The organism is Lewinella sp. JB7 (assembly GCF_024297185.1).
Classification (GTDB): Bacteria; Bacteroidota; Bacteroidia; order Chitinophagales; family Saprospiraceae; genus Neolewinella.
Genome location: NZ_JANCTD010000004.1, coordinates 172,397 through 198,377 on the forward strand (window position 1 = coordinate 172,397; position 25,981 = coordinate 198,377).

Genomic DNA, 25,981 nt, shown 5'->3' on the forward strand with positions numbered 1-25,981 from the left:
GTATTTAGAGTTCGACGATGATGCGGCGGTAGACGTCGTCGCGTTCCCGTTCGATCTCGGCTAGTTGTTGCACGACGGCCGGGTCGTCTCCGTAAGCCACCAGCATGGCCTTGACCTCCTCCCGCGCGGAGGTCAGTTCGTTCAGTTCGTGGCCGAGGTTATTGAGGCGGGGTTCGTTGCGTTGGGCGACTTGCTGGCGGACCCGGTCGAAACTGGCTTCGTCGTCGTCCCAGTCGGCCCGTACTTCCTGGGGGGCCGGTTCCTGGGCGTAGGCGTACGTGATTCGCGGCCCCGGGTCGCGGTCGGATAGTCCGATGCCCAGAGCCACGACCAGCAGGATCACCGCCGCGGCCGCGGCAATTCGGGTACGGTGCAGGCGAAGGACGCTTCCGGCTTGCCGCGGGCTGGCGGCCAGGTCACGGCTCACGGCATTCCATACGTCGGCCGGGGGGGCGTAGGTCGGCAGGCGGTCGCCGAGCTTGACGGACGGGTCGAGGGAGCGGCTGATCCTTTGCCAGCTGCCGGAGGGCGCGTCGTAGGTAGGTAGCCGGTCGAGGGCTTCGCGCAGCCGGTCGTAGTGCTTCTCTTTCATACGTAGGCCTTTAGGAATTCCCGCAGTTTCTTCTTGGCGTAGAAGAGCTGACTTTTGCTGGTACCGACGGTAATGCCGAGCAGATCGGCCACTTCCTGGTGTTTGTATCCTTCCACTTCGATCAGCACGAATACGGAGCGGTATCCGTCGGGTAGCCGGCGGATGGCGTGCTCGAGGTATTCCACGTCCAGGTCGGAATGCCCCCAGTCGATCTCTTCCTCGGCGTGGTGCAGCGGTAGCTCCTCGTAGCGGGGCTGGCGACGCAGCCGGTTAAGGGCGGTACGTACGATGACGACCTTCATCCACGCGCCGATGGTGGATTCCCCGCGGAAGGTGTGCAGTTTCTGGAACACCTTAAGGAAGCCTTCCTGCAGGGCGTCGTTCGCGAGATCAAAATCACCGCAAATGCGGTAGCAGGCCGTGTACATGGCGCGGCTGTACCGGTCGTAGAGTTCTTTCTGCGCGCGGCGGTCCTGCCGGCGGCAGGCGGCGATGAGTTCTGCTTCCGTCATCCGCGCGGGGGGAGTTGAAATGGGTTCCCGGATTTTCGGTTGTCCGATCATAATACAATGGGCTCTGGAGAAGGGAGCCCCGCCGGCGGGCCGGGGTTGGTTGCCCCGGCCCGCCCTTCGGCAAAAAAGCGGTTTTCTAGAAGCGGTAGGCTACGCTGCCGATCCAGCGCTTGGGGGCCTGGTCCATCCGGTACTCATCGCCCTGCCAGGTGAAGGTCTCCCCGTACTTGGCGAAGTTGCCGTCGTAGCGCACGTCGACGGTAAGTGGTCCGATGTCGACCGAGCCCCCCAGGGCGTACCCCAGGTTGAACGTCTCGAACGTACGCTCTAGGCCGTACTGGCTACCAAGATCGCTCGTCTCGCTCAGGAAGAAGTGTCCTACCGGACCCGCGTGCAGGCGTAGGAACGCTACTTTATAGCTCAGTAGAACGGGAACGTTCAGATCGTTGTACCGCTCCTCGAACACCACCTGAGTGGGCTCCGGCGCTCCGTCGCTGAAGGTATAGTTGTTCTTCGCACTGTTGAAGGTCACTTCCGGCTGCAGGGTGAGCTTTTCGCCCAGTGGCAACCGCAAGAGGGCTCCGAACTGGAACCCGTAGTCGGCATCCTGCAGGGCGAGCATCAGATCGTCGCGACCATCGCGGTCGATGCCGAACTGTTCCCCCTGCAGGGATTCGGTCGACAGGCCGGCTTTCAGCCCCAGTTCGATCTGGGCGAAGGAGCAGAGGCTGCACAGTAACAGAGGCAGAATAAATACGTGTCGGTTAAGCATCTTGGTGTGGGTTGGTTATGACTAAAGCGATCAAAGCGGCCCGCCGATTGTACCGGGCTTGTTAAGACTCGCTTAATCTATTGTCCGGGATCAGGCTTTGTTGCCATTTTTCACCGCTGCTTCCGCGACCTCTCCGAACCACACACCCAGTCCGTCCCCGTACTCGTCCGTAACGACGCGGTGAAGGTGCTGATCTTCCGGTCGTTGGACCCGCGTCCCCGCCCGTTTAGCGATCTTGACGATCAACTGCCGCCCCGCGTGACTGCGGCGGAAGGCGAGCACCTCATCCCCCTCCGGCAGCGGCTGGTAGTCGGCGGACGTGAAGAAAGTCGGGTGGTCGCGCCGCAGGTGCAGAAGGCGTTGCAGGAGGCGGGCCTTGCGGGCGGGATCGTACTTGTCCGCCGGTTCCCGCTGCAGCCATTCGGCCCGTTGCCCGTAGTCCACCGGGCGGCGGTTGTCGGGGTCCACGAAACTGAGGTCCCAGCTTTCGGTACCCTGATAGATATCGGGATTGCCAGGTACGGTACACTTCAGGATCACCTGGGCGAAGCTGTTGTGGCGCGTTTGCGGCCAGATCTTGCGCAGCAATTGTTCGAGGGCGTTGCGGTGCTCCCGATCGTCCAGGATCCGATCGGCTAGATCCTTCAATCGTTGCTCGTAGTCCAGGTCCGGCTCGGCCCAGTCGCTCATTTCCTTCCCTTCCCGCAGGGCTTTTTCCAGGTAGGCGTGGAGGCGATCCCGCAGTCCGGCCGTCTCGGCCGATTTGTGCAGGGGGTAACCCGCGATCAGGCTCTGGAGTACGAGGTACAGTCCCCGGGGACGTACGGTACTGAGGTCGAGGGACTTCATGGTCGACTGCACGAAGGCTTCCCACTCCTGCGGATAGAAGGTGAGCGCCTGCAGAAAGGCCCGACCGTCTTCCCCCCGCTTCGTATCGTGGGTGGCCGTTGCGTTCATCGTCGTCGACCGCCGGCCGAGAATGAACCGGTGGAAGTCCCGCACCGGCACCCGATCTTCAGGGGCCGCGGATCCACCTACCTCATTGAGGTGAGCCTGCCGCCAGAACTGATAGAAGGTCGTGTCCTCAACGCCCTTGGCCATCAGGGGTCCGCTGAGTTGCTGGGTACGTTGGAGGTATTCGAGCGCCTGCCCATCAAAGTCCTGGTGCGCCAGCCAGTTGACGAAGGCCAGGACCGGGCGTCCCATTTCCGGAGCGAACTCGGTCACTACCGTAGCGGCCTCCATGCACAGGGCGAGCTCGTGGTCGGTGAGCGGTCCGCCGCCCGGGTAGATGCGGTATACGGGGAAAGCCGCCAGCCAGTGGGCGAGGGTGTCGCGGAAGTTGGCGCGCAGTTCGTCCGTGAGCAGTGGATGCCAGCGGCGGACCAAGTTGTCCAGCTCTCCGCTGAAGTGTTCCCGGACCAGCATGAGTTTATTGCGGAATACGAGATGTTGGTAATCCGGCAATTCCTCTCCGGTCAGCTCCTCGTACAGGTCGCTGAATTGATTGTTGCTGTCTTCGTTGGTCAGCAGACGATTGACTTCCGCCAGAAAATCGTAGCCGGTCGTTCCGTCCACGGGCCAGGATTCCGGCAACTGCTCACCGGGTTCCAGGATCTTTTCGACGTAGATGCCCACCCTGGGGCCCACGGATTCGCGCAGCCGCTGTAGGTAGGTGGTAGGGTCCAGCAATCCATCAACGTGGTCTACCCGCAGATGGTGGATGTACCCCTTCTTTACGTCCGCGAAGGTACGCGCGTGCAGGTCCTCGTACACCTGCCGGTCCTCGGTGCGCATCCCGATCAGTTCGTTGACCGTGAAGAAGCGGCGGTAGTTGATGAAGTCGGTGACCGACTGCCAGTGCACGGGCTCCACGTAGGCAACCTCCCCGGCCGGGGCATCACGGTCGGCAGCGGGCGCTTCCCAGTGCTTATCGTAGATCTTCATGCCCCCCCGGTAAGTGGTCAGTTCGCCTCCCTCCCGCACCTTGTCGGGCGCGTCGCCGAGTACGGGCAGCATCATTTTTCCGGGGAGGCGGGGGTGTTCCCAGTCGATGTCGAAGTGCCCGGCGTAGCGCCCGTCCGGACCGTCGCCCACTACGGTGGCGAACCAGACGTTCTCGGGGCTCAGGGCCGTGTGGTTGGGGACGATATCCTGCATGTACTGCATACCCCGTTGGCGGAGTGCTTCGTGCAGACGCTGCCAGTCCGCTTCGCTGGTTACCTCCGGATTGAGGTGGTGGGGATCGGTCACGTCGTACCCGTGGTTACTGCCGCGGTTAGCGGTCAGTACGGGGCTTCCGTATACGGTATCGATACCGAGGTCGTGTAGGTAATCGAGGATTTCCAGCAGATCGGGGACGGTGAAGCCGGCGTGAAACTGAATGCGGTAGGTGGTCATGGTCAGGTTGGGTCAGGAAGTAGCGAGGGTAGCAAAGCCCCAGGGGGGGAGTTGCAGCAGGGCTGCGGTACGGGAGGCTCCGTTGGTGTGTAACAGGACCTCACCGGCTACCTCCACGCTGAGGGGTTCGTTGCCGAAATTGGCGCAGTGCAGGTGGGGGCTTCCCGTGACGGTCCAGGTGATGAGCGGGCCGGCCTGGTCGACGGAGATGTCCGCGAAGGAAAAGTCGGTAGGGGCGGCGGCGCGCAGGTGCAAAGCTTCCCGGTAAAGGCGGGCAATACGGGGATTTTCCCGCCAGCTGAGCTTGGCGGAACGGAAGGTCTCCTCGGCCTGGGGGTCGGGTACGGTGTGCCCGTCGTGCTGGAAGGCGGCGAATTCCGCGGCGCGTCCCTTGCGGACCGCCTCGATCAGTGCTTCGTCGCCGTGGTGCACGAAGTAGGGGAAGGGGTTGCGTTCGCCGTATTCCTCTCCCATGAAGATGAGGGGGGTGAAGGGGGACAGCAGGTATGTAGCGGCGGCCAGGAGGTACTTGTCTTCGGAAACATTCTCGATGAGCCGGTCGCCGATCATGCGGTTGCCGACCTGATCGTGGTTTTGCAGGAAGACGACGAACTGGGCGGGGTACAGGTCGGCGCGGGGCGGCACCCCGAAGTTTCGTTGGCGGTGCACGGAATACTGCCCGGTGTACACGTAGCCGTTCCGGAGGGCGCGGGCGAGGTGTTCCACGGTTCCGAAATCTTCGTAATAGCCCCGGGTTTCTCCCGTGACGATGCCGTGGAGGGCATGGTGGAACTCATCCACCCACTGACCGCTCATACCGTATCCGCCGTGGTCGCGGGGCAGTATGTAGCGGGGAGCGTTAAGGTCACACTCGGCGATCAGTATGATGTCCCGGTCCTGGCGGCGACCGATGGCGTCGGCTTCGCGGGACAGCGACTCCAGAAAGTGCTCGGCGGAGTAGTCCTTGATGGCGTGTACGGCGTCGATGCGGAGTCCGTCGGCGCCGTATTCCTCGAGCCACAGACGTACGTTCTGCAGCCAGTAGTTCCTTACTCCGTCGGCCTGTCGGTCATCGAAGTTGATGGCCGCCCCCCAGGGGGTATGGTGCTGTTCGGTGAAGACCGGAAAGAACTGGGGCAGGTAGTTCCCTTCGGGGCCGAGGTGATTGTAGATGACGTCCACCAGTACGGCGATGCCCCGGTGATGGGCGGCCGCGATGAAATCACGGAAATCCTCCGGTCGTCCGTAGGCCCGAAAGAGGGCAAAGGGCAGCACGCCGTCGTAGCCCCAGTTGCGGTCGCCGGGGGTTTGGTTCAGCGGCATAATCTCCAGGACGTTTACGCCGAGGTCGCGCAGATAATCGAGGCGCCCAATCGCGGCGCGAAAGGTGCCTTCCTGCGTAAAGGTGCCTACGTGCAGTTCGTAGATTACGCTACCCGGCAGGCGACGGCCCCTCCAGTTGGTGACCACCGGCGGAGACAGATCAACAACTTCACTCGGGCCGTGCACGCCGTCGGGTTGGTAGCGGCTGGCGGGATCGGGATACAGTTTGTCGCGTTTTCCGTTGCGGTAGAAGCCGTACCGCGTACCCGCCGGAGCAGTGACCGGCTCGGATATAAGGTATCCGTGCCCCTCGGGTTGCAGGTCGTGTACCGTCGGCTCGGCTTCCCGGAACAGGGCCAATTGCAGATTCTTCGCGGCGGGCGCCCACACGCGAAAGCGTCGTTTGCCGTCGTCGCCGGCCGGCAGGGCACCCAGGGAGAGGTAGGAAAAAGCAGAAAATTCAGTCATAGATTCGTGGTAGGGTCCGTTCGCCAGGGCCCACTACCCTATCCTTCCCGGCTAACGACTAGTTCACCGCAACGGTAAATAATTATCCCCACCGGACGATGGGGCTAGCGGTTTTGCAGGCGGTACGCGAGCTGTAACGCGCGTTTACTCAGGGAGGAGAGCAACCGCTTCTGCGCGCGATCCCGGGCCGGTTTTTGGTTGATGCGACTGCCGACCGGGTAGGCGTAGATCTTGTTAGTCAATTTACCGTAGTCCAGCTCGAGCATATTCAGCAGCAGCAGTTCCTGGATCATTTCGCCGGCCCCGGGGGCGGCCATGGTTCCGCCGAGCACCTTGCTACTGCCGAAGGTGGACTTATCCAGGTAAAGGATCAGGACGGACGAACGGTAATCGGCGGCCACCGCCCGGTCGTCGTGCTCGAAGGACTGCTGCACGGTTTCGTAATCGATGCCCTCCTCCTCCAACTGTTGGGCAGTATACCCGAAGGTTGCCACCTCCGGGTCGGTGAAGGTCACCCAACTGAAGTGCTGCAGTTTATGCTTGCGGTCGATGGGGCTCAGGAAGTTGGTCCACAGGTCGGTATTGTGCTTTTCCGCGCCGTGGCTGAACATCTCGCGGCCGTAGGCATCTCCAACTACGTAAATGGCCTTATTGGAGGTCCGGTAATATGCATCGACGACGATGTTGCCGTCCTGGGTGTGCACGCCGGCCAGTTCCAGCCCGAGCCCTTCGGTACGCACCTGGCGGCCGATGGCTACGATGAGGTGGGTGAAGGCTATTTCCTTCTCCGGAGCCCCTTCACCGGCCAGGACAGCCGTGCCCCCGTTCGTGAATTTACCGACTTCCGTACGGTTATAGATCGTCACGCCCTCCGCCAGCAGTTTCTCTTGGAGCACTTCGGCGGCGGGCGCGGGGTCATTTTTCAGGATCCGTTCTCCCCGGTTTAGCAGGGTGACCTCGCTGCCCAGTCGCCGGAACGCCTGGGCCATTTCACAGGCGTTGGGCCCGCCGCCGACGATGAGCAGTCGCTCGGGGAGTTCGTGCAATTCGGAGAATACCGACTCGTTGTCGTACTGCTTCACTTGCTCGCTGCCGGGCACTTGGAGGTGACGGGGTCGGGATCCGGTGGCCAGTACGATGCGGGGGGCGCTCAGCTTTCGGCCGCTGACGGTCACTTCCCGCTCACCGGTCAGCATCGCCTCCCCGATGATGCAATCGAGACCGTATTCGTCCCTCAGGTAATCCGGCGATTCCCGCTGCCGGATGATGTCCTGCCGTTCGTGGATGTACTGCATGACCCGTTTTAAGTCCGCCTTCCCCTCCGTCCGTAGTCCGAATTTCTCCGCCTCCCGGGCACCGGCGAACTGAGCCGCTACGTGTAGGAGGGCCTTACTGGGTACGCAGCCGTAGTTGAGGCATTCACCGCCGTAATCCTTTTCCGTACGGTCAATCAGCGCTACGTTGAGTCCGATCGCGCCGCCGAAGCCCGCCGCGCCTAGTCCGCCGGAGCCGGCGCCGATTACGATTAAATCGTGTGTGTAATTTGCCATACCGTCCAAAGCGGTCGATCCACGCGATTGTTTGCTTTATCCGGCGGCCTCCGCGATCTCCTTCAGCTCCTGCAGCTTCATCATGCACTCGATGGGCGTCATGTTGTTAATGCTCACGTTGTCGAGTACGGCCCGCAGTCGGCCAGCCGTAGGGTCGCTCGTTTCGAAAATGCTGAGTTGCATGGCCTCGGCGCTGAGTCGATCCGTCGCGGCGGGGCGCGCCACCGGTTGTCCCTCTTCCGGATCGTAGGCCTCAGTCAGGTGTTGCTGTTCGAGCTGCGCCAGGATGTCCCCGGCCCGCGCTACGATCGACGCCGGCATACCGGCCATCTGGGCGACGTGAATACCGAAACTGTGCTGGCTGCCCCCCGGCACCAGTTTGCGCAGGAAGATGATGCGGTTGCCGTGCTCCTTAATGGCGATGGAGTAGTTGTGGATGCGGCTCAGGCTCCCCGCCAGTTCGTTCAGTTCGTGGTAGTGGGTGGCGAAGAGGGTCTTGGGGCGGGCCCGACCGTTGTTGTGGAGGTACTCGGCAATGGCCCAGGCGATGGAAATGCCGTCGAAGGTGCTCGTACCCCGGCCGATTTCATCCAGCAGAATGAGGCTGCGGTCGGTAATGTTGTTCATGATCGAGGCCGTCTCGTTCATCTCCACCATGAAGGTCGACTCCCCGCTGCTGATGTTGTCGCTGGCACCGACGCGGGTGAATACCCGGTCTACAATCCCGATACGAGCCCGGTCGGCCGGCACGAAGCTTCCCATCTGCGCCAGCAGACAGATAAGCGCGGTCTGTCGTAGGAGCGCCGATTTACCCGCCATATTGGGGCCGGTGATCATCATGATCTGCTGCTCGTCGGGATCGAGCTTCGTGTCGTTGGGTACGTACTGTTCTCCGACTTCCAGTTGTCGTTCAATGACCGGATGGCGTCCCTGTTCGATGTCGATGTCCTGGCTTTCGTCCATCTCCGGTTCTACGTAGCGATTGCGATTCGCCACCTTGGCGAAGGACAGCAGGCAGTCCATGCGGGCCAGCAGCGCGGCATTGCGTTGTACCGGGGCGATGTAGTCCAGCAGCCACATCACCAGTTCCTCGTACAGGATTTCCTCCCGTTGCAGGATCTTATCCTCGGCGTTCAGAATCTTGTCCTCCAGCAGTTTCAGTTCCTCGGTGATGTAGCGCTCGGCGCTGGTCAGGGTCTGTTTACGCGTCCACTCCGCCGGAACGTCCTTCTTGTACTTATTGGTCACTTCGAGGTAGTACCCGAAGACGTTATTGAAGCCGATCTTCAGGCTGCTGATACCCGTCCGTTCTACTTCCCGCTGCTGGATGGCCGCCAGTCGATTTTTACTGTTGCGGGTAATGTCGCGCAGTTCGTCGAGCTCCTCGTCGAAGCCATCGGCGATCACCCCGCCCTTGGCCAGGTTTACCGCCGGCTCCGGGCGGATGCGCCGTTCGATTTCCTGGCACACGTCCGGCAGGGGGTCCAGACTGCCGGCCAGTGTCCGCAGGACCGGGCTGGAAGAGGCCCGCAGGAGTTCGCGGATGGGTCCCATGGCACAGAGGGCGTCGCTCAGAGCCCGGATTTCACGGGGATTCACCTTGCCCAGCGGCACCTTGGAGATGAGGCGTTCCACGTCGCCGATCTTTTTCAGGGAGGCGTTGAGGTCCTGCAACAGCGCGGGCTCCCCGACGAAGGTCCGCACGGCCTCGTGGCGGCCCCGGATGTCCTGCATGTCCTTCAACGGCAGGACCACCCACTTCCGCAGCAGTCGCCCCCCCATGGGCGTGACCGTCTGGTCGAGAATATCGACCAACGCGACGCCATGCTCGTGCGGACTGAAGATCAGTTCCAGGTTCCGGATGGTGAAGCGATCCAGCCAGACGTAGCGATCGCTGGCCAGGCGGCCGATGCGCGTGATGTGGCGCAGATTACGGTTCTCGGTAGTTTCCAGGTAGTGCAGGGCAGCGCCGGCGGCGATGCGGGCCACGCGCAGGTCCTCCACACCGAACCCCTTGAGGCTCGCGGCCTGAAACTGTTTGAGGAGTTTCTCATCGGTATAGTCCGTCGTGAAGATCCACTCGTCCAGGGGGGTGAGGTAGAAGCGGTCACCGAACACCCGCTCGAATTCCTTCCGCTTGTCCTTTCCGACCACGACTTCCTTAGGCTGGAAGCTCTGTAACAGTTTGTCGATGTAGTCTTCCGGGCCCTCCGCTACGAGAAACTCCCCGGTACTCAGGTCGAGGAGGCTGAGTCCGCACGGGTCCTTTTTTCCCCGCCCGAAGGCCACGCATGCCAGGAAGTTGTTGCTCTTGTGCTCGAGCAGCTGGTCGTCGACGGCCAGTCCGGGAGTGACGATCTCGGTCACTCCCCGCTTCACGATCTTCTTATCCTTCGAGGGTTTCTCGAGTTGCTCACAGATGGCGACCCGGTAGCCGGCACGCACCAGTCGGGGCAGGTACATATCCACGCTGTGGTAGGGAAAACCCGCTAGTTCCACGTCGCTACCGCCGTTGTTGCGACTGGTCAACGTGATGCCCAGCACCTGGGCGGCTTTGACGGCATCTTCCCCGAAGGTTTCGTAGAAATCCCCTACCCGGTAGAGAAGCAGGGCATCCGGGTGCTTGGCTTTCACCTGGTTGTACTGCGCCATGAGGGGCGTCACCTTTTTCGACTTGCTTTTAGCCACGGGAGGGAAGGAGTTTTACGGAAGGGCGAAGGTAAGAAAAGCACGCAGGCCGCCCCGCCCTACCCCACCAGTCGGTACACTCGTTCAGCCTCGTGAACATTCAGCAAAGTTGGCTCTCCGGGATCGGTACGACCCAGGATCCGGCAACCGACGGCGCAGCTGGTACAGCGGCTGTTGTTACAGTAGTTGTCGCGAAGCTCCAGCAGGGCCTGACTCTCCCCGGCCGAGGCGGCCGACCAGCCTAATGCGCGCCATTTGCTGATCACACTATTCTTTTCCGCGGGTAGGGATTCCAGTAATTCTACCGCGCGATCCCGGTAACGATCGTCCGCGCGCAGCCGCCCGTACGTAAAAAAGGCCGGCGCGACGGCATTGATCAGTATCGATTGAATGGCCTGTCCCCCCAGGCGGCGCTCGCTACGTTCCGCCGTCTTTCCGAAGCGGTAATGGATTCGCCAGTAGTTGCTCAGACTTACGCTGAACATATTGCGCAATTCAGTCGTGCCGGCCGCCGCCAGCGCTTTTCCGAAGAGTTGTCCGCTGCGGTGGTAAAGGCAGGCCAGTTGGGCGATCCGCACCGTAGGGAAGTTGTTGGGCCGCATCCGCAGAAAGCGCCAGCTGGTGACCGGCAGGGGACGCAGATCATACTTGACCCGCAATAGGGCATATTCCCGCCGCAACTGCTTCACGTAGCTCGCTTCCTCCGGCTCCGGTTCGGGCAGCAGTCCGGACTGCCCGAATAACAGTGCTTCCAACTGGAGTAAACTGTGCTGGTGACGTAGTACGACGCGCAGGGGCAGGGAAGCGGCCAGCGTTTCCATAGCCTGCCCGTTCACCTTTCCCCCCAGTGCCCGGGCCAGCGAGCGAAAAAAGGCTTCCTCCCAATCCCGGCCGCAGCCGGCGAGCGTAGCGGCGTACGCTTCCCCGCGACGGGTGAGTCGCTCGGCCAGCACTCGCTGAAGCCACAGCGAACGCAGCGGCCGGTCAACGAACGGCAACTGGGTCTGACACGGCACCCAGTATTCGTTGTGCATCAGCCGCCGGTAGCTGATCCGGGCTCCGGCGGGAATGCGCTCCCGGAGCTCGAGGCACGGGATACGGCTCCCGTCGCTCCGGAACACCGGTCGGTCCTCCTCCATCACCACGTGCAGGATCACGCCGTCGTAGGCCGGGTCGGCATCATGGCCGTGATCGTACCACTCGCCGCTCCGGAGGTGCATCTCTACCTTGCCGGCCCACTGCAGTCCGTCGATCCGGATACGAGCATCGTCAAAGTCCGGCCCGGCGTCCGTGTTGTGGATGCCGAATTGTTGAATGGTGATCGGGTGTCCCTCAGTGGTTCGGAGGTCGCGCAGATCAAAGCGGGCCAGCCGCCATAGGTAGTGGAGAAAGTCTTCTTTCACGGTTTTGGTAATTTACCAACATATTGTTCGCAATTACGTGTCATCGGTCGAAAAATGCAACTTTTTGTTTATTTATTTTGTCGCGATCCGTTCCAGCCGTGAAAACCGGTAGGCCAGTTCGTTCCGCTTATCGGGCCGGTGGGCCTCGCTCCATACCTCCCGCCACTCGTCGGCGGGGAGCTCGGGAAAGAAGGCGTCGCCGTCGGGAATATTCGCCGCCACGATAGTCCGGTAGACGGTGGTCGTCAGGGGGAGTGCGGCGGAGTAGATGTCGCCGCCGCCCACGATGAAGGTCTCCTCGGCCTCGGTCACCGCCGGGTGCGCCAGCGCCTCGCGTACGCTATGTACCACCACTACGCCGGAGGCGGTGAAGTAGGGGTCGCGGGTCAGTACGATGTTAGTGCGGCCGGGCAGGGGGACGCCGATGCTGCGAAAGGTCTTGCGCCCCATCACGACCGGGTGGCCGAGGGTCATTCGCTTGAAGTAGCGCAGGTCGGCGGGCAGGTACCACGGGATTTCCCCGTTCTTGCCGATGGTATTTTGGCGGTCGGTAGCGACGATGGCGGAAAGCTTCATGGGGACGGGTATTTCGGGAACGGCATCGCTCCTGCGTTCCCGCCCAAATGTAAGCGCGGGAACGCAAAATGCCGGAAAGGGAAAGAACCAACGTATATTTGCAACAAATTATGTTAAATCCGTTGACGCGAACGAATACCGAAAATGTGACGGCCCGGGGCACGGTGTACGCCGACGTCATTCTCCCCCTTTCCCTCGCCCGCACCTACACCTACGCGGTACCCGAGGAATTCGTGGGCCAGCTGCGGGAAGGTCAGCGGGTAGAAGTACAGTTCAGTAAGAACAAGCATTACGCGGGCATCATCCGCCGGCTGCACGGCGAGCGCCCCGCCTTTAAGACAAAGCCCATTCTCAGCGTCATCGACCTCGAGCCCCTGCTCACCCCGCGGCAGTTGCAGCTCTGGGACTGGATGGCCGAGTATTACTGCTGCACCCTCGGCGAGGTGATGGCCGCCGGCCTACCCAGTCACCTCAAAATGGCCAGCGAGACGATCATCACTCTGGGACCCATGTTCAGCGACGACATTACGGAACTGAACGAAGACGAATACCTGATTGTAGAAGCCCTCACCCTGCAGTCGGAACTTTCGCTGAAGGACATCCGCGACATTCTGCAGCGCAAAACCGTGTATCCCGTCATTCGCGGACTGTTGGACCGCCACGTCATCTTTCCCAAGGAGGAGATGACCGACCGCTACAAACCCCTGGAGGTCAAATGCGTGCGCTTCGGACCCCAGTGCCGCACGGAAGCCGAACGCATTGCCGCCTTCGACAAGGTGGCCCGCTCGGAAAAACAGACCGCCGTACTCCTGGAGTACATGCAGTACAGTCGCACCCAGCCCTACGTGCGGCGGTCCGATCTGAGTAAGCGCACGGGCGCTTCGGACGCCGTCATCAAGGCCATGGTCAAGAAGGAGATATTCGAGTTCTACGACCGGGAAATCAGCCGGATCGGGGGCGAGGAGGCCACGGCCGAGGCCGGCGAACTGAGTCCGCAACAGCGGGAAGCTTTGGCGGCGGTGCGCGGGTGCCATGCCAGCGGCAAACCAGCCCTCATCCACGGCGTCACGAGCAGCGGCAAGACCCGCGTGTACCTGGAACTGATGCAGGAGGTCATTGCTGCCGACCGTCAGGTACTGTATCTCCTGCCGGAGATTGCCCTGACGGGGCAGATCATTAAACGGCTGCAGCGCGTACTGGGCGACCGGATCATGGTCTACCACAGCCGCCTGAACAATATGGAACGGGTCGAGATCTGGAAAACGGTGCTCGCCGGAAAGACCTCCGTTGTCGGGCCGCGCTCGGCGCTCTTTCTGCCCTTTACCAACCTGGGCCTCGTGGTGGTCGACGAAGAACACGACCCCTCCTTTAAGCAGCACGACCCGAGTCCGCGCTACAACGGGCGCGACGTGGCCATGTACCTGGCCCACCAACACGGAGCCCGCGCCGTTCTCGGTAGTGCCACGCCGAGCCTCGAAAGTTGGGAGAACGCGGCCAGCGGTAAGTACGGGCTGGTCCGGATGACCGAACGCTACGGCGGCACCGCCCTGCCCGAGATCGTAGTAGCCGACAGCCGGGAGACGGACGAGAAGGGAACGCACCACCCCTTTTTCACCCCTACCCTGCTAGACGAAATGCGCCGGACGATCGAGCGCGGCGAGCAGGTCATCCTGTTCCAGAACCGTCGGGGATTCGCGCCGGTGTACTTCTGTCCGACCTGTGAGTACACGGTCCAGTGCGTGAACTGTGACGTGAGTCTCACCTTCCACAAATATCAGCACCGGCTGCGCTGTCACTGCTGCGGCTACGTCACCGCCCCGCCGGAAATGTGTCCGGCCTGCGGAGAACTACAACTCAAGCTCAGCGGCACCGGTACGGAAAAGATCGAGGACGAACTGAAGATATTCCTGCCTGAGGCCCGCATCGCACGTATGGACCTGGATACGACCCGCGGCAAGCACGCCCTCGGGAAACTCATCGAGCAGTTCGAGATCGGCGAACTCGACATCCTGGTCGGCACCCAGATGGTAACCAAGGGACTCGACTTCGACCGCGTCGGTCTAGTGGGAGTGATCAGTGCCGACCAGTTGCTGCGGTTTCCGGATTTCCGGGCCGACGAGCGGGCCTTTCAGCTCATGCTCCAGGTGGCCGGTCGGGCCGGGCGCCGCGACCGTCGGGGTAAGGTGATCATCCAGGCGCACGAGGGCAGCCATCCGGTCCTGACCGACGTGCTCGCGGGAGACTACGATAACTTCATCGGTCGCGAAGCCAGTAACCGGGCGGGACTTCACTTCCCTCCCTACCGCAAGATGATCCGGCTACAGCTCCGGCATACTCGTCGCCATACCGTGGAGGAAGGGGCCAAACTGATGGGCACCTGGCTATCCCACGCCCTGGGCGACCAACTCGAGGGGCCCTTCGAGCCCGCGGTAGCGCGCCTACGCACCTATTACTTGCAGGATATGGTCGTGCGTTTCCCTCCGAGCGCGGAGGAGATGCGGCGGGTCAAGCAAATTATTCAGCGGGCCACCGATAAGCTGGCCCAGACCCCCGGCCTCACCGGCGTCCGGGTGGTCATCGACGTGGATCCTTACTGAACGGACCCTTAGTTCGAACTGCGGACCCGCCCGGCACTGCTCGTATCGGTGATTACGTCGCCGGGGTTCCCGGAGTAGTGCACGGAGCCGGCCGAGCTGGCGTCCGCCCGCAGCGTCTTGGTCGTGTGAATTTTGATGCTGGCGGCGCTGCTGACGTCGGCCACGCCGTCTTCGGCGCGCAGATCGGCGGCGTCGATGTTGCTGGCGCTGCTGGCATCGGCGGTGACCCGGCTGGCCGCACCCCGGACTTCGATCTTACCCGAACTGCTGGCGTCGAGGTTTACGCGATCGCCGGAGAACTCGACCGTGATGTTGGCCGAACTGCTCACGTCAAGGTCGAGGTCCTTGCCGCGGAAGGGGGTCGTACCCCGCACCCGGGAGCTGCTGGACGCGTCGATGCCTTCGAGGAGGGGGAGGGATACGAACACCAGAATGTCTTCGGTCGATTTGAAGTTGGCGTCATCGCTGTACTTGATGTGGAGCGTCTTGCCCCGCACCTCGGTCTCGATGAACTCCTGAAGGTTGCTTTCCGCCTCCACGCGGACGCCGAAGTCGTCGTTCTGGGCGACTTCCACCTTAAAGGAACAGCAGGTCTTAATGGCGGTGAAGCCGTCCAGATCGCGTTCCTGGGTGATGACGTCGCCGTTGCCCGTAACGCGGTCGCCGGAGAAGCGGCCCAGCCAGCTGCCGTTGTTTACTTCGACCTGAGCGGACAGGGATGGCGTAGCACACAGAAGGAAGAACAGGGATAGGATTCTCATGTCAGAGCGGTTTAGTTGATTATGTGTCAAAGGACGACTACGGGCGGTATTGGTTGCACCGTAGAAACATCTTTTTTATCCGGAGAACGTTAGTCCCACCATGTCACGACTGCTTTTTGTTCTTGCCCTGATGCTCGTCCTCGACGGTTACGCCTTCCTGGCGCTCCGCACCTGGCTTGGCACGTACGGCCGGCGCGCCCGCACCGCGGGCTATCTGGTGTACTGGGGGCTTTCTCTGTTATCCTTTAGCTACGTTTTCCTCAACGTTTTCGGTCTGACGGAGGGGTGGTCCAACGCCGCCATGACCTACTCCCGGGCCGCGGTGTTCATCCTGTACTTTTCTAAGGTACCGGTGGCGATTTTCCTGCTCTTTGACGATCTGCGCCGGGGCGGGAGCTGGATCCTCAACCAGGTGAGCCCGGTTACGGAGCGCGACACTTCCCGCAGCCGCTTCCTCGGCAAGGCCGCCCTGGTCGCCGGTGGCGTGCCCCTGGTCACCCTGACGTACGGCATGGTCCGCAACGCGTACCGCTACCGCCGGTTCGCCGTGGACGTGCCGGTCAACAATCTCCCCGCCGGCCTGGAGGGCCTCAAGATCGTCCAGATCAGCGATATGCATTCCGGCAGTTGGACGCGTACCGAACCCCTGTACGACGCCGTGCGCATGATCAATCAGGAAGCGGGGGACCTCGTCGTCTTCACCGGCGACCTCGTAAATAACAAGGCCGAAGAGATGCTCCCGTACGTGGATATCTTTAAGGAAATTCGGGGCAAGTACGGCGTCTACAGCGTTCTCGGCAACCACGATTACGGCGACTACGTACAGTGGCCCGACGAGGCCGCGCGGGCCGCGAACATGGACCAGCTCTACGACATTCACGCCCGCCTCGGCTGGGATCTTCTGCGCGACGAGCACCGCAAGGTCGATATTAACGGTCACCGCCTGGCCCTGATCGGCATCGAGAACTGGTCGGCCGTCATGCGGTTCCCCAAGTACGGACACCTCGACGTGGCCGCCGCCGGTACTGACGACTGCGACTGTAAGGTTCTGCTCAGCCACGACCCCACCAGCTGGGATGCCCTCGTCCGCCCCGAGTATTCCGATATCGACCTCACCCTCAGCGGGCACACCCACGGTTTTCAGTTCGGCGTGGAGATCCCGGGGTTCCGTTGGTCGCCTTCCCAGTACATTTACGATCAGTGGGCCGGACTGTACCGTAAAGGTACCCAGTCCCTCTACGTCAATCGCGGCCTCGGCTTCCTCGGTTATCCCGGCCGCGTCGGCATCCTTCCCGAAGTGACCGTGCTTACCCTTACCCGGGCCACCACTCCCGCCGAAGGCCTCTCCTAGCATTCCCGGCGAGTACCGCTTTACGCTACCACCCACCGGCGGCGACCACCAGCAAACACAGTGAGCGATACCACCCGCCACCGGGCGACCATCAGCGAACGCAGTGAGCGATACCACCCGCCAGCGGCGACCATCAGCGAACGCAGTGAGCGATACCACCCACCGGCGGCGACCACCAGCGAACGCAGTGAGCGATACCCCTACGCCACCTGATGCCCCCGCCCGGCCTCCAGGATCTCGAACCACTCCTGCCGCCCCAGCTCGACGTCGAGCGCGCGCAGCGACTGCGTGATCCTGTCCTTCTTCGTTGTTCCAATGACGGGGATCGGCCGCGTCGGGTGCTGTCGGCACCAGGCGAGCAGTACGACGTCCTCGGTCACCCCGTGGTCCTTGCCGATCTCCTTCACCTTGTCGCGTAGCCGCAGCACCTTCGTTCCTTCCCCCTTGAAGTATTCGCTGCCGCCGAGCGGGCTCCAGACCATGGGGCGCAGACTGTGGCGCTGGCACTGGTCGTAGGTACCGTCGAAAAGCGGGTCGGTGTGGAGGGGATGGCATTCGACCTGGTTGGTCACCAGCTCGGTATGGCCCTGCAGCAGGTCGAACTGACTGGGCGTAAAGTTGCTGACCCCGAAGTGGCGCACCTTGCCGCTGGTACGCAGATCGTCGAAGGCCGCCGCGACCTCCGCGGGGTCCATCAGCGGATCGGGCCGGTGGATGAGGAGTAAGTCCAGGTAATCGGTCCAGAGATTGCGCAAGCTTCGTTCGGCGGAGGCGACGATGTGCTTACGACTGCTGTTGTAGTGGGCAACGCGGGTATTAGGGCGGTGCGAAGTGATGAGCTGTATACCGCACTTAGTCACGAGCTGTATCTGGTCGCGGACGCTGGAGCTGTGCTGGTGCAGCGCCTTGCCGAAGGCTTCCTCGGTCGTGTAGCTTCCGTAGATATCGGCGTGGTCGAAGGAGGTGATCCCCACATCGAGGCAGTGTCCGATCAGATCGGCAATGGTAGTGGTATTGTAATCGGCTCCCCACTCGCCCCAGGTCATGGTGCCGGCGACGATTTCGGAGAGTTGCGGTCCGTCAGGACTCAGGGTACGTTGAGCTGCGTTCATTGGCGTAATTTTACGACAACCCACCGATATGAAATACTTTCACCTGCTCGTCGCGCTGCTTTTTATCCTGTTCGCTTACTGGCAACTCAACGATCCGGACTGGCCCCTCTGGGTAGCCATGTACGGTACGGTCGCCACCGTTGCGGCGTGGTGGGCTTTCTCGCGACCGCCGCGTTGGCTGGTGTACGCCGGCCTGGCCGTTTCCGCGATTTGGATGGCCAGCCTGCTTCCCGATCTGATCGGATGGATCGGGGAGGGAATGCCCACCATCGCGGGACAAATGAAGGCGGAGTCGCCCCACATCGAGCTCACGCGGGAGTTTTTCGGCCTACTCATCACTACCCTGACTCTGGGAGGGTATGCCTACGGCGCGGGGAAGTAAGGTTTGCTGACCGGCACGCTTTCCGCTACGCCCCGCATGCGAAGGTGCAGCCCCTGGGCGTCTGCCGCAACTCCTTCGATCCGCTGCGGATTCACGCAGTAGTCCGCGTGGCACTGAATGATGCCATAGGGAGACAGTTGCCGTACCAGTTCATCCAGTCCGACCGCGAACCGCTGCTCTCCCGCATCGGTACGGACACGGGTCGCGGTCGGGGTGTCGGCTACCCCGAAAATGATGCTTCCCGGGACGATGGTGGCTCCCGCGTCCCCGCCTAACCGTATGGCCCCTTTCGGCTCGTCCAGCTCCCGGCCCCGGGTGAGATTACGGTCGATCTTCTGCGCTAAACGGCGGTTGGCCTCCTCGGCGTGCAACTGTACCGCTACTCCGCTGAAAACGATGGGGAGTAAACCTACCAGCACCGTAGGAATGGCGATGTACAGCAGCACCCGCAGGTTCAGCAGCGACCAACCGAGGGTATAATTATAGAGTAAGAAACAGGCCGCCGACACCAGCAAAAGCAATACGGCCTGATCCAGCGTCCAACGGGCCATGGTCCACCGGCGACCGCTCCGGCGCACGCCCAGTCGTTCGGTTACGAGACTGTAGGCCACGGCTACCAAAAACGTGACCAGCCCGTAGGCCAACGCCTGCCGTACCGGAACCAGGAAAAGGAGTGCCAGAAAGACGAAAATCGCCGTCCGCCCGTGACCGATGAGAACCGCGCGGCCGAAGGGGCGGTCGGGAAAGGGGCGGCGGAAGGGATTAGCCGGCAACCTCACCGGGCGGTGGTGAAAAGGTTCGACACGTCCAGTCCGCGGCGGTAAAGAGATTCGATCTCCTCCGGCGGCAGCAGAATTCCCTGCTTGTACAGGATCATATAGTAGCCGATGCCCTCCAGCGACCATCCCTTATGGAGGGTGAAGTAGTTGAGTACGTCGTCGTCGAAATGGTGACGGATAAAGTCCTCGTCCTCCCCGGTCAGGCGGTACTGCTTGCTGAATTTGGGGTAGCGGATGAAGTCGATGTCGTGGACGCCGAACAGCTCCCCCAGCTTATGCAACAAGGTCTCGGGTTGCAGGCGAAGCTCGGGAAGGACCAGCCGCGGACTCTGCAGAAAGAGTACGGTCTGGTAGATCGTGTGCTGATGGGCGTATTCCTGGTAGCTGTAGTCGAATATATGGACGTCGTGATCGAGCAGCCCCTGCTGGATACGGAGCACGTTTGTGATCGCTTGCTTCCGGCCCCGGTTGGCCAGACGGAAGTCCTCCAGTTGCCGGTGCAGGCCCCGTTCGTCGGTCGCGCAGTACTCGTAGGCCCGGCGGGCGGCAAGCTCCCGAAGGCTCTGTTGGCGATAGTCCATGGCCAAATATAAAAAACCCGGTAACCGGCTACGCATCCGCGGGTACAATACCTGCGGCAGGGTAGCCGGCTACCGGGTAGTGAGCCGTTATAAAGACCGGGCTTTAGTTACCGTTATTGAACATTCCGGTTTCGCCGGCGGGGACGGCGGCGGGCTGAGCGGGTTTTTCGAGCACCTCGCCCATGATGGTCAGCACGATGGGTTCTTTACTGACGTTGGTGGTCAGGGTAACGCGCTTGCGGAACTTACCGAGGCGGTCGGTGGCGTAGCGGACCTTCACTTCACCGGTTTCACCGGGGGCAACGGGGGCCTTGCTGTAGGAGGGAACCGTACAACCGCAGGAGCCGACCGCGTTGGTGATGATGAGCGGTTCGGTACCGGTGTTCTTAAAGGTGAAAACGCGGTAGGGATCGGCATTTTGCTCGATGGTGCCGTAGTCGATCTCGGTCTGCTCGAAGGTCATGCCGGCAGTGGCCGCGGCGGACATTTCGGTACCGGCGGGGGCACCGTCCTGGGCGGTCACGGCGAAGGACAGGCAGCTGAAGAGGGCGAGAAGGGTGAAAATACGCTTCATGTTCGTTGATTTTTCTCAGGTGTAAAATACGGCACGGCGGGCAATCACTCCTGGCCGGCGGACATACAACGCTACAACGACCCGAAAGATGCCGGTGGTGCGGGGCGGCCGTGTTAAAGTGAAGTAAAAAGAATTGGGTGCTAGCTTTGAGAATTAAATCGTGCACCCTTATCTTTGCGACCGCTAAGACAGCAATGGGGGATTAGCTCAGCTGGCTAGAGCGCTTGCATGGCATGCAAGAGGTCACCGGTTCGACTCCGGTATTCTCCACCCCCTTCGACGCCTCCGCTACTTCGGTAGTGGGGGCGTTGTCCGTTTACCCCTCCGCGACGAGAGCGTAGGTGAGGGGGATCAATCCCGGGAGCTGCCGGAACTGCCACCGCTGCTCCCCTACCCGTACCGTGTCGGGAAAACAGTCGTAGGGCGAAAAGTCATACTCCCGGAATACGTCCAACCGGAGCCCCTGTTCGAGAAGGGCCGTGATGACCGCGCTCACCGGGTGATCCCAACTCACCATCGTGCCCCGGACGTGCGTGCTGTTGTCGGTGTAGCTGCCCTCTACGTCTTCCACGATGGGCGCGCCGCCGAAGTAGGAATACTGCACGGCGCTACGGTCCTCGTTCCACAACCAGGCAACGGGGTGAAACTCCACGAATACGAAGCGGCCACCGGGACGTAAAAATTTTCCCACCACCCCCGCCCAGCGATCGAGGTCGGGCAGCCAGCCGATGGTCCCGTAGCTCGTAAACACCAGGTCGAAGGACTCTTGGAGACGGTCGGGGAGCTCGTACAGGTCGCAACAGATGAACCGTGCTTCCAGCCCGGCGCGTTCGGCCAGTTCCCGCGCGGCGGCGATCGCCACGTCGCTCAGATCGACACCGGTCACGCTAGCCCCCCGGCGGGCCAGCGACAGCGTATCCTGCCCGAAATGGCACTGCAGGTGGAGGATGCGCAGCCCTGTGAGGTCGGCGGGCAGTAGGGCAAGTTCGATCTCCCGCAGGCTATCCTTTCCCGCCAGCCACCCCTCCACGTCGTAGAAGGCGCTGGCCAGGTGGGCGGGCGTGCGGGCATTCCAGTGCGCACGATTGTATGCGAGGTAGTCGTCCATCCTACAAGTATAAACAGGGGGCGGCGGAGCGCGGGAGCGGTGAACGAGGATTTCGTAGTTTGTCGTGTCCCGCGGTCCCAACTCCCGATCCTATGCCCCTTCCCCGACGAACGTTCCTCCAGACAGCCGGCGTACTCGCGGGCGGCCTCTGCCTCGGCGCGCGCCATGTGACCCCTCCCGGCTCGCCGGAGTACACCGGCCAAGTAATGACGGTGACCGGGCCCGTAGCTCCGGAAGAACTGGGCTTTTGTCTACCCCACGAGCACCTGTTGTCGCGCTTCGGCACCGACCCCGCCGAGCCGTCCGCCTACGATGCCGCGGCGGCCCTGGACACGGTCGTGCCTTACCTACAGTACCTCCGCGAACTCGGCGTCGGCGCGGTGGCCGACTGTACGGCCTATTCCTTCGGGCGGGCTCCCGAGCTGCTGCGGCGGATCTCCGCGGCGTCCGGCGTGCGGGTACTCACCAATACGGGCTGGTACGCTGCCGCCGACGACCGCTACGTGCCGGCGGAGGCGTATTCCCTCGCCGCGGCGGACATCGCCCGGCGGTGGACCGGTGAATTCTCGGATGGCATCGGCGATTCCGGCATCCGGCCCGGCTTTATCAAGATTGCCGTCGACGCCGGCCCGCTCTCCCCCATCGACGCCAAACTCGTCCGCGCCGCCGCCCTTACCCACCGCGCCACCGGACTGACCATTAAGGCGCACACCGGCGATAACGCCACCGCCGCAAGGCAACAACTGGAGATTTTGGCGGAGGAAGGCATTGCTCCGGGTGCCTGGACGTGGACGCACGCCCAGAATATGACCGACTCCCGGCCCCTCATCGAAGCCGCCAACCGGGGGGCTTGGATCAGTCTGGACGGCGTAAAGACCCGCTACTTCGCGGACGGCGCGACCCACGGCAACGACACCCTCGACCGTCACCTCGCCCACCTGATGGAGCTACGGGAGGCGGGTCTGCTGCACTGCGTAATCGTCAGCCACGACGGCAGCACCTTCCCGCCCGCCGGGACGGTCCGCCGGCCCATGGACATCCTTTCCAATACCTTCCTGCCCCTCATCCGCGCTCGCGGATTTTCGGCTGACGAGATCTCCACCCTGACGGTCACCAATCCCGCCCGCTACTTTACCATTCGCCGGAGGCTACTTGAGTGAGCAGCTCAACCCGGCGCCCGCTACCGCGTTACCTTTCTTCACACCAACACCATCCAGCCATGCCATTACGCTTAGGAGAAACCGCCCCCAATTTCGACGCCCAGACCACCGAGGGCGACATCAACTTCTACGACTGGGCCGGCGACCAGTGGGTTGTCTTTTACAGTCACCCCAGCGACTACACGCCGGTATGTACCACCGAGCTTGGCCGTACCGCCCAACTCAAGGAGGATTTCGAGAAGCGCAACGCCAAGGTGATCGCCCTCAGCGTCGATGACCTGGAGAGTCACCATGGCTGGGTGAAGGACATCGAGGACACTCAGAGCGTGACGATGAACTTCCCCATCATCGCCGATCACGACCGCAAGATCGCCGAGGCCTACGATATGATCCACCCCGAGGCCGACGAAAAATTTACCGTCCGCTCCGTATTCATCATCGATCCGCAGCGTAAGGTCCGCCTCACCCTCACCTATCCCCCCGCCACCGGCCGTAATTTCCAGGAGATCCTCCGCGTCCTCGACAGCCTGCAACTTACCGACAACTACAGCGTCGCCACCCCCGTCGACTGGAAGGAGGGCGAGGACGTCGTCGTGAGTCCCAGCATCGCCACCGAAGACATTCCCGACAAGTTTCCGAAGGGCCACAAGGAGATTCGTCCGTACTTGCGCACGACCCCACAGCCGAACCGGTAGTGGTAATATGGTATGGTGGTAGTGTGTTACTTACCTCACTACCACCATACCATATTACTAACCTACTACAATACCCCTTAACCAATTCCACTGCATGAACCGAATTTCCCTGCTTTTCCTTCTTCTACTCTGCACCTGCGTACCCGCCCTAAATACCCTGCACGCCCAGGACGAGGGTGAGAAGACCGAAAAAGACGATAAGAAAAAAGATAAAAACGCCTACAAAGACTTGCTGGAAGACGCGAAGGCCCAGGACGGCCTCTTTGACGTCATTCAGAAGGACGGCAAGACCTACTTCGAGCTCCCCCTCGCCCTGATGAACCAGGAGATCCTGATCGTAAGCCGCATCAGCGGACACGTGAAGGGACTGAACTTCGGCGGTGCGGGCATGCGCAGCCGGCCGCAACAAGTGGTGCGGTGGCAGAAGCACGGGGAGAAGGTGTTGCTCCGCAGCGTCAGCTACAACAGCGTGGCCAGTGAGGATCTGCCCGTGTACCAGTCGGTCCGGAACAACAACTTCGAGCCCATCGTGGCCGCCTTCGACGTGAAGGCCTACGGGAAGGACAGCAGCTCGGTGGTCTTCGACGTGACCCCCTTCTTCACTAACGACGAGCCGATGATCGGTGCCATGGACGACGATGAGCGCAAGAATTTCGGCATCAAAGGGTTGGATAAGGACCGCAGCCTGATCATGTCCGTCAAGGCCTTCCCCGGCAACGTCGAGGTACGCCACGTACTGACCTATAAGGGCGACAAGCTGCCCGATAACCAGGTCACCGGTACGCTGTCGGTGGAAATGAACCAGAGCTTCATTCTACTGCCCGCCGAAAAGATGACGCCGCGGCAGTACGACCCCCGGGTAGGCTACTTCAGCATCGAGCAGACCAACTACGGCCTCGACGCCCAGCGCGCCGAGAAGCAGCGCTTCATCACCCGCTGGCGCCTGGAGCCGGTCGACATGGAAGCCTGGGAACGCGGAGACTTGGTCGACGTGAAGAAGCCGATCGTCTACTACATCGACCCCGCCACCCCGACCGAGTGGGTGCCCTACATCAAGCAGGGCGTCGACGACTGGCAGCAGGCCTTCGAGGCCATCGGACTGAAGAACGCCATTATGGCCAAGGATGCCCCCACCAAGGAAGAGGACCCCGACTGGAGTCCCGAAGATGTCCGTTACAGCGTGATCCGCTACGTGACCACCGACATCCAGAACGCGATGGGGCCCCACGTGCACGACCCCCGCACGGGTGAGATCCTGGAAAGCGACATCATCTGGTACCACAACGTGATGAACCTGCTGCGCAACTGGTACCTCATCCAGACTGCCGCCGTGAACCCCGAAGCCCGTACCCCGAAGTTCGAGCGGGAAGTGATGGGTAAGCTGATCCGCTTCGTTTCCGCCCACGAGGTGGGGCACACCCTGGGGCTTCCCCACAACATGGGTAGCAGCCCGGCCTATACCGTCGAGCAGCTGCGCACCCCCGGCTTCGTGCAAGAGAACGGCGTGGCGCCCAGCATCATGGATTACGCCCGCTTCAACTACGTCGCCCAGCCTGAAGATGAAGGCGTCGGCCTCATGCCTAAGATCGGCGTGTATGATTACTACGCCATTCGCTACGGCTACCTGCCCATTCCCGAAGCCGGCTCCGTGGCTGAAGATCACGAGATCCTCAACGCCATGATCAAGGAGAAGGCCGACGATTCCCGCTACCGTTACGGTCGGCAGACCCGGGCCGGCTACGACGCCAGCGCCCAGACCGAGGACATCGGCGACGATGCCGTCCTGGCTTCCACCCTCGGCATTGCCAACCTGAAGCGCATCGTCCCCAACCTCCCGCAGTGGATGGCCGAAGACGGCAAGTACTTCGACAATCTGGAGGAAGTGTACGACAACGTCGTCGGACAACTGCGCCGCTACACCGGTCACGTCGCCAACAACGTCGGCAGCGTCTACGAGTGGCAGCGCAGTAGCGACGAGAATAAGGTGGTTTACGAAACCGTCAGCAAGGACAAACAGGCCGCCGCCGTGCAGTTCGTCAATAAGGAGATCTTCACCACTCCCCAGTGGCTGATCGACGAAAATATTCTGCAGCGCATCTCCGCGACCGGGGTCGCCGAGAAGATCGCCGGCCTGCAGCAGTACGCCATTCGCACTCTGATGCGCGACGATCGCCTCAACCGACTGGTCGAACAGCAGGCCCGCAACCCCCAGACCTACGGCATCATGGATCTGATGAACGACACCCGCGCCGGCGTCTTCACGGCCGCCAATACCAACAGCAGCTACGGACGGACGCTCCAGGCGGCTTACGTAGATGCCCTGACGGGTTTACTGAAAAACGAAGAAGTGACCGCCGATGTGAAGGCCGCCGTACGTGCCAACCTTAACCAGGTACAGCGCCAACTGGCCGACACCAACCGCAACGACAACCTGCTGGTGCAGGGTCACCGCGGGGAACTGGACCAGCACATCCGCGTTGCCCTGACCGGACTGGAAGCCATGACCGGCAAGTAGGTTCGCCCGCACCGGATCATTATCGACCGCCCGTATCCGCACCGCCGGATACGGGCGGTTTTCGTTTGGGCTGGGGGTACTA

The 25,981-nt window shown here is 61.8% G+C and carries 22 protein-coding genes and 1 tRNA gene; 8 read left to right on the plus strand and 15 right to left on the minus strand.

The window, feature by feature from the left end:
• Positions 1 to 4 precede the first annotated feature (4 nt).
• From NMA52_RS08950 to NMA52_RS08990, 9 genes are all read right to left on the minus strand, one after another.
• The gene (locus NMA52_RS08950) at positions 5 to 592 is read right to left on the minus strand and encodes a hypothetical protein (RefSeq protein ID WP_254827320.1); all 588 of its coding nucleotides are present in this window, start codon (positions 590 to 592) and stop codon (positions 5 to 7) included.
• Positions 589 to 1,104 (minus strand): RNA polymerase sigma factor, encoded by a 516-nt coding sequence (locus NMA52_RS08955; protein ID WP_254827321.1) that lies wholly within the window; start codon positions 1,102 to 1,104, stop codon positions 589 to 591. The genes NMA52_RS08950 and NMA52_RS08955 overlap by 4 nt, the downstream gene beginning before the upstream one ends.
• 136 nt (positions 1,105 to 1,240) lie before the next feature.
• The gene (locus tag NMA52_RS08960) at positions 1,241 to 1,876 is read right to left on the minus strand and encodes an outer membrane beta-barrel protein (protein ID WP_254827322.1); all 636 of its coding nucleotides are present in this window, start codon (positions 1,874 to 1,876) and stop codon (positions 1,241 to 1,243) included.
• A 90-nt stretch (positions 1,877 to 1,966) separates the two neighbouring features.
• Complete coding sequence (gene treY / locus NMA52_RS08965; protein ID WP_254827323.1) at positions 1,967 to 4,276, minus strand: malto-oligosyltrehalose synthase; 2,310 nt, start codon at positions 4,274 to 4,276, stop codon at positions 1,967 to 1,969.
• A 12-nt stretch (positions 4,277 to 4,288) separates the two neighbouring features.
• Complete coding sequence (gene treZ, locus NMA52_RS08970; protein ID WP_254827324.1) at positions 4,289 to 6,067, minus strand: malto-oligosyltrehalose trehalohydrolase; 1,779 nt, start codon at positions 6,065 to 6,067, stop codon at positions 4,289 to 4,291.
• Between the two features lie 104 nt (positions 6,068 to 6,171).
• On the minus strand, positions 6,172 to 7,617 hold the full coding sequence (locus NMA52_RS08975) for an NAD(P)/FAD-dependent oxidoreductase (RefSeq protein ID WP_254827325.1): 1,446 nt from the start codon (positions 7,615 to 7,617) through the stop codon (positions 6,172 to 6,174).
• A gap of 36 nt (positions 7,618 to 7,653) precedes the next feature.
• Complete coding sequence (gene mutS / locus NMA52_RS08980; protein ID WP_256534222.1) at positions 7,654 to 10,269, minus strand: DNA mismatch repair protein MutS; 2,616 nt, start codon at positions 10,267 to 10,269, stop codon at positions 7,654 to 7,656.
• A 95-nt stretch (positions 10,270 to 10,364) separates the two neighbouring features.
• Entirely contained in the window at positions 10,365 to 11,708 is a 1,344-nt protein-coding gene (locus NMA52_RS08985) for a DUF2851 family protein (protein ID WP_254827327.1), read from the minus strand.
• A gap of 72 nt (positions 11,709 to 11,780) precedes the next feature.
• Complete coding sequence (locus tag NMA52_RS08990; RefSeq protein ID WP_254827328.1) at positions 11,781 to 12,284, minus strand: dihydrofolate reductase; 504 nt, start codon at positions 12,282 to 12,284, stop codon at positions 11,781 to 11,783.
• A 122-nt stretch (positions 12,285 to 12,406) separates the two neighbouring features.
• Between NMA52_RS08990 and priA the strand changes: the two genes are divergently transcribed.
• Positions 12,407 to 14,881 (plus strand): primosomal protein N', encoded by a 2,475-nt coding sequence (priA, locus tag NMA52_RS08995; RefSeq protein ID WP_254827329.1) that lies wholly within the window; start codon positions 12,407 to 12,409, stop codon positions 14,879 to 14,881.
• Between the two features lie 8 nt (positions 14,882 to 14,889).
• Here the strand turns inward: priA and NMA52_RS09000 are convergent, their stop codons facing one another.
• Positions 14,890 to 15,642 carry a head GIN domain-containing protein gene (locus tag NMA52_RS09000; RefSeq protein ID WP_254827330.1) on the minus strand — a complete coding sequence of 251 codons (753 nt, stop codon included), beginning with the start codon at positions 15,640 to 15,642 and terminating at the stop codon, positions 14,890 to 14,892.
• 100 nt (positions 15,643 to 15,742) lie between these two features.
• Here NMA52_RS09000 and NMA52_RS09005 point away from each other — a divergent pair, with 100 nt between their 5' ends.
• Positions 15,743 to 16,993 (plus strand): metallophosphoesterase, encoded by a 1,251-nt coding sequence (locus tag NMA52_RS09005; RefSeq protein ID WP_254827331.1) that lies wholly within the window; start codon positions 15,743 to 15,745, stop codon positions 16,991 to 16,993.
• Between the two features lie 60 nt (positions 16,994 to 17,053).
• Complete coding sequence (locus tag NMA52_RS09010) at positions 17,054 to 17,206, plus strand: hypothetical protein (RefSeq protein WP_254827332.1); 153 nt, start codon at positions 17,054 to 17,056, stop codon at positions 17,204 to 17,206.
• Here NMA52_RS09010 and NMA52_RS09015 read toward each other — a convergent pair.
• Positions 17,194 to 18,105: an aldo/keto reductase family oxidoreductase gene (locus tag NMA52_RS09015; RefSeq protein WP_254827333.1), complete on the minus strand. Its 912-nt coding sequence runs from the start codon at positions 18,103 to 18,105 to the stop codon at positions 17,194 to 17,196. The two genes, NMA52_RS09010 and NMA52_RS09015, sit on opposite strands and share 13 nt — an antisense overlap.
• Before the next feature lie 28 nt (positions 18,106 to 18,133).
• Here NMA52_RS09015 and NMA52_RS09020 point away from each other — a divergent pair, with 28 nt between their 5' ends.
• Positions 18,134 to 18,487 (plus strand): transmembrane 220 family protein, encoded by a 354-nt coding sequence (locus NMA52_RS09020; protein ID WP_254827334.1) that lies wholly within the window; start codon positions 18,134 to 18,136, stop codon positions 18,485 to 18,487.
• On the opposite strand, the gene NMA52_RS09025 is transcribed toward NMA52_RS09020, so the two are convergent.
• From NMA52_RS09025 to NMA52_RS09035, 3 genes are all read right to left on the minus strand, one after another.
• Positions 18,469 to 19,266 (minus strand): LytTR family transcriptional regulator DNA-binding domain-containing protein, encoded by a 798-nt coding sequence (locus tag NMA52_RS09025; protein ID WP_254827335.1) that lies wholly within the window; start codon positions 19,264 to 19,266, stop codon positions 18,469 to 18,471. The genes NMA52_RS09020 and NMA52_RS09025 overlap by 19 nt on opposite strands.
• Positions 19,263 to 19,847, minus strand: a complete 585-nt coding sequence (locus NMA52_RS09030; RefSeq protein ID WP_254827336.1) for a hypothetical protein — start codon at positions 19,845 to 19,847, stop codon at positions 19,263 to 19,265. The genes NMA52_RS09025 and NMA52_RS09030 overlap by 4 nt, the downstream gene beginning before the upstream one ends.
• Positions 19,848 to 19,950: 103 nt before the next feature.
• On the minus strand, positions 19,951 to 20,421 hold the full coding sequence (locus tag NMA52_RS09035; protein ID WP_254827337.1) for a DUF1573 domain-containing protein: 471 nt from the start codon (positions 20,419 to 20,421) through the stop codon (positions 19,951 to 19,953).
• Between the two features lie 196 nt (positions 20,422 to 20,617).
• Between NMA52_RS09035 and NMA52_RS09040 the strand changes: the two genes are divergently transcribed.
• Positions 20,618 to 20,691: transfer RNA gene (locus tag NMA52_RS09040), tRNA-Ala, on the plus strand.
• 46 nt (positions 20,692 to 20,737) lie between these two features.
• On the opposite strand, the gene NMA52_RS09045 is transcribed toward NMA52_RS09040, so the two are convergent.
• Positions 20,738 to 21,529: a bifunctional 2-polyprenyl-6-hydroxyphenol methylase/3-demethylubiquinol 3-O-methyltransferase UbiG gene (locus NMA52_RS09045; protein WP_254827338.1), complete on the minus strand. Its 792-nt coding sequence runs from the start codon at positions 21,527 to 21,529 to the stop codon at positions 20,738 to 20,740.
• A gap of 92 nt (positions 21,530 to 21,621) precedes the next feature.
• Between NMA52_RS09045 and NMA52_RS09050 the strand changes: the two genes are divergently transcribed.
• The 3 genes from NMA52_RS09050 (at position 21,622) to NMA52_RS09060 (ending at position 25,899) form a co-directional block, all read left to right on the plus strand.
• Positions 21,622 to 22,689: a phosphotriesterase gene (locus tag NMA52_RS09050; RefSeq protein WP_254827339.1), complete on the plus strand. Its 1,068-nt coding sequence runs from the start codon at positions 21,622 to 21,624 to the stop codon at positions 22,687 to 22,689.
• A 59-nt stretch (positions 22,690 to 22,748) separates the two neighbouring features.
• The gene (locus NMA52_RS09055) at positions 22,749 to 23,384 is read left to right on the plus strand and encodes a peroxiredoxin (protein ID WP_254827340.1); all 636 of its coding nucleotides are present in this window, start codon (positions 22,749 to 22,751) and stop codon (positions 23,382 to 23,384) included.
• A 94-nt stretch (positions 23,385 to 23,478) separates the two neighbouring features.
• Positions 23,479 to 25,899 carry a zinc-dependent metalloprotease gene (locus tag NMA52_RS09060; protein ID WP_254827341.1) on the plus strand — a complete coding sequence of 807 codons (2,421 nt, stop codon included), beginning with the start codon at positions 23,479 to 23,481 and terminating at the stop codon, positions 25,897 to 25,899.
• Positions 25,900 to 25,981 lie beyond the last annotated feature (82 nt).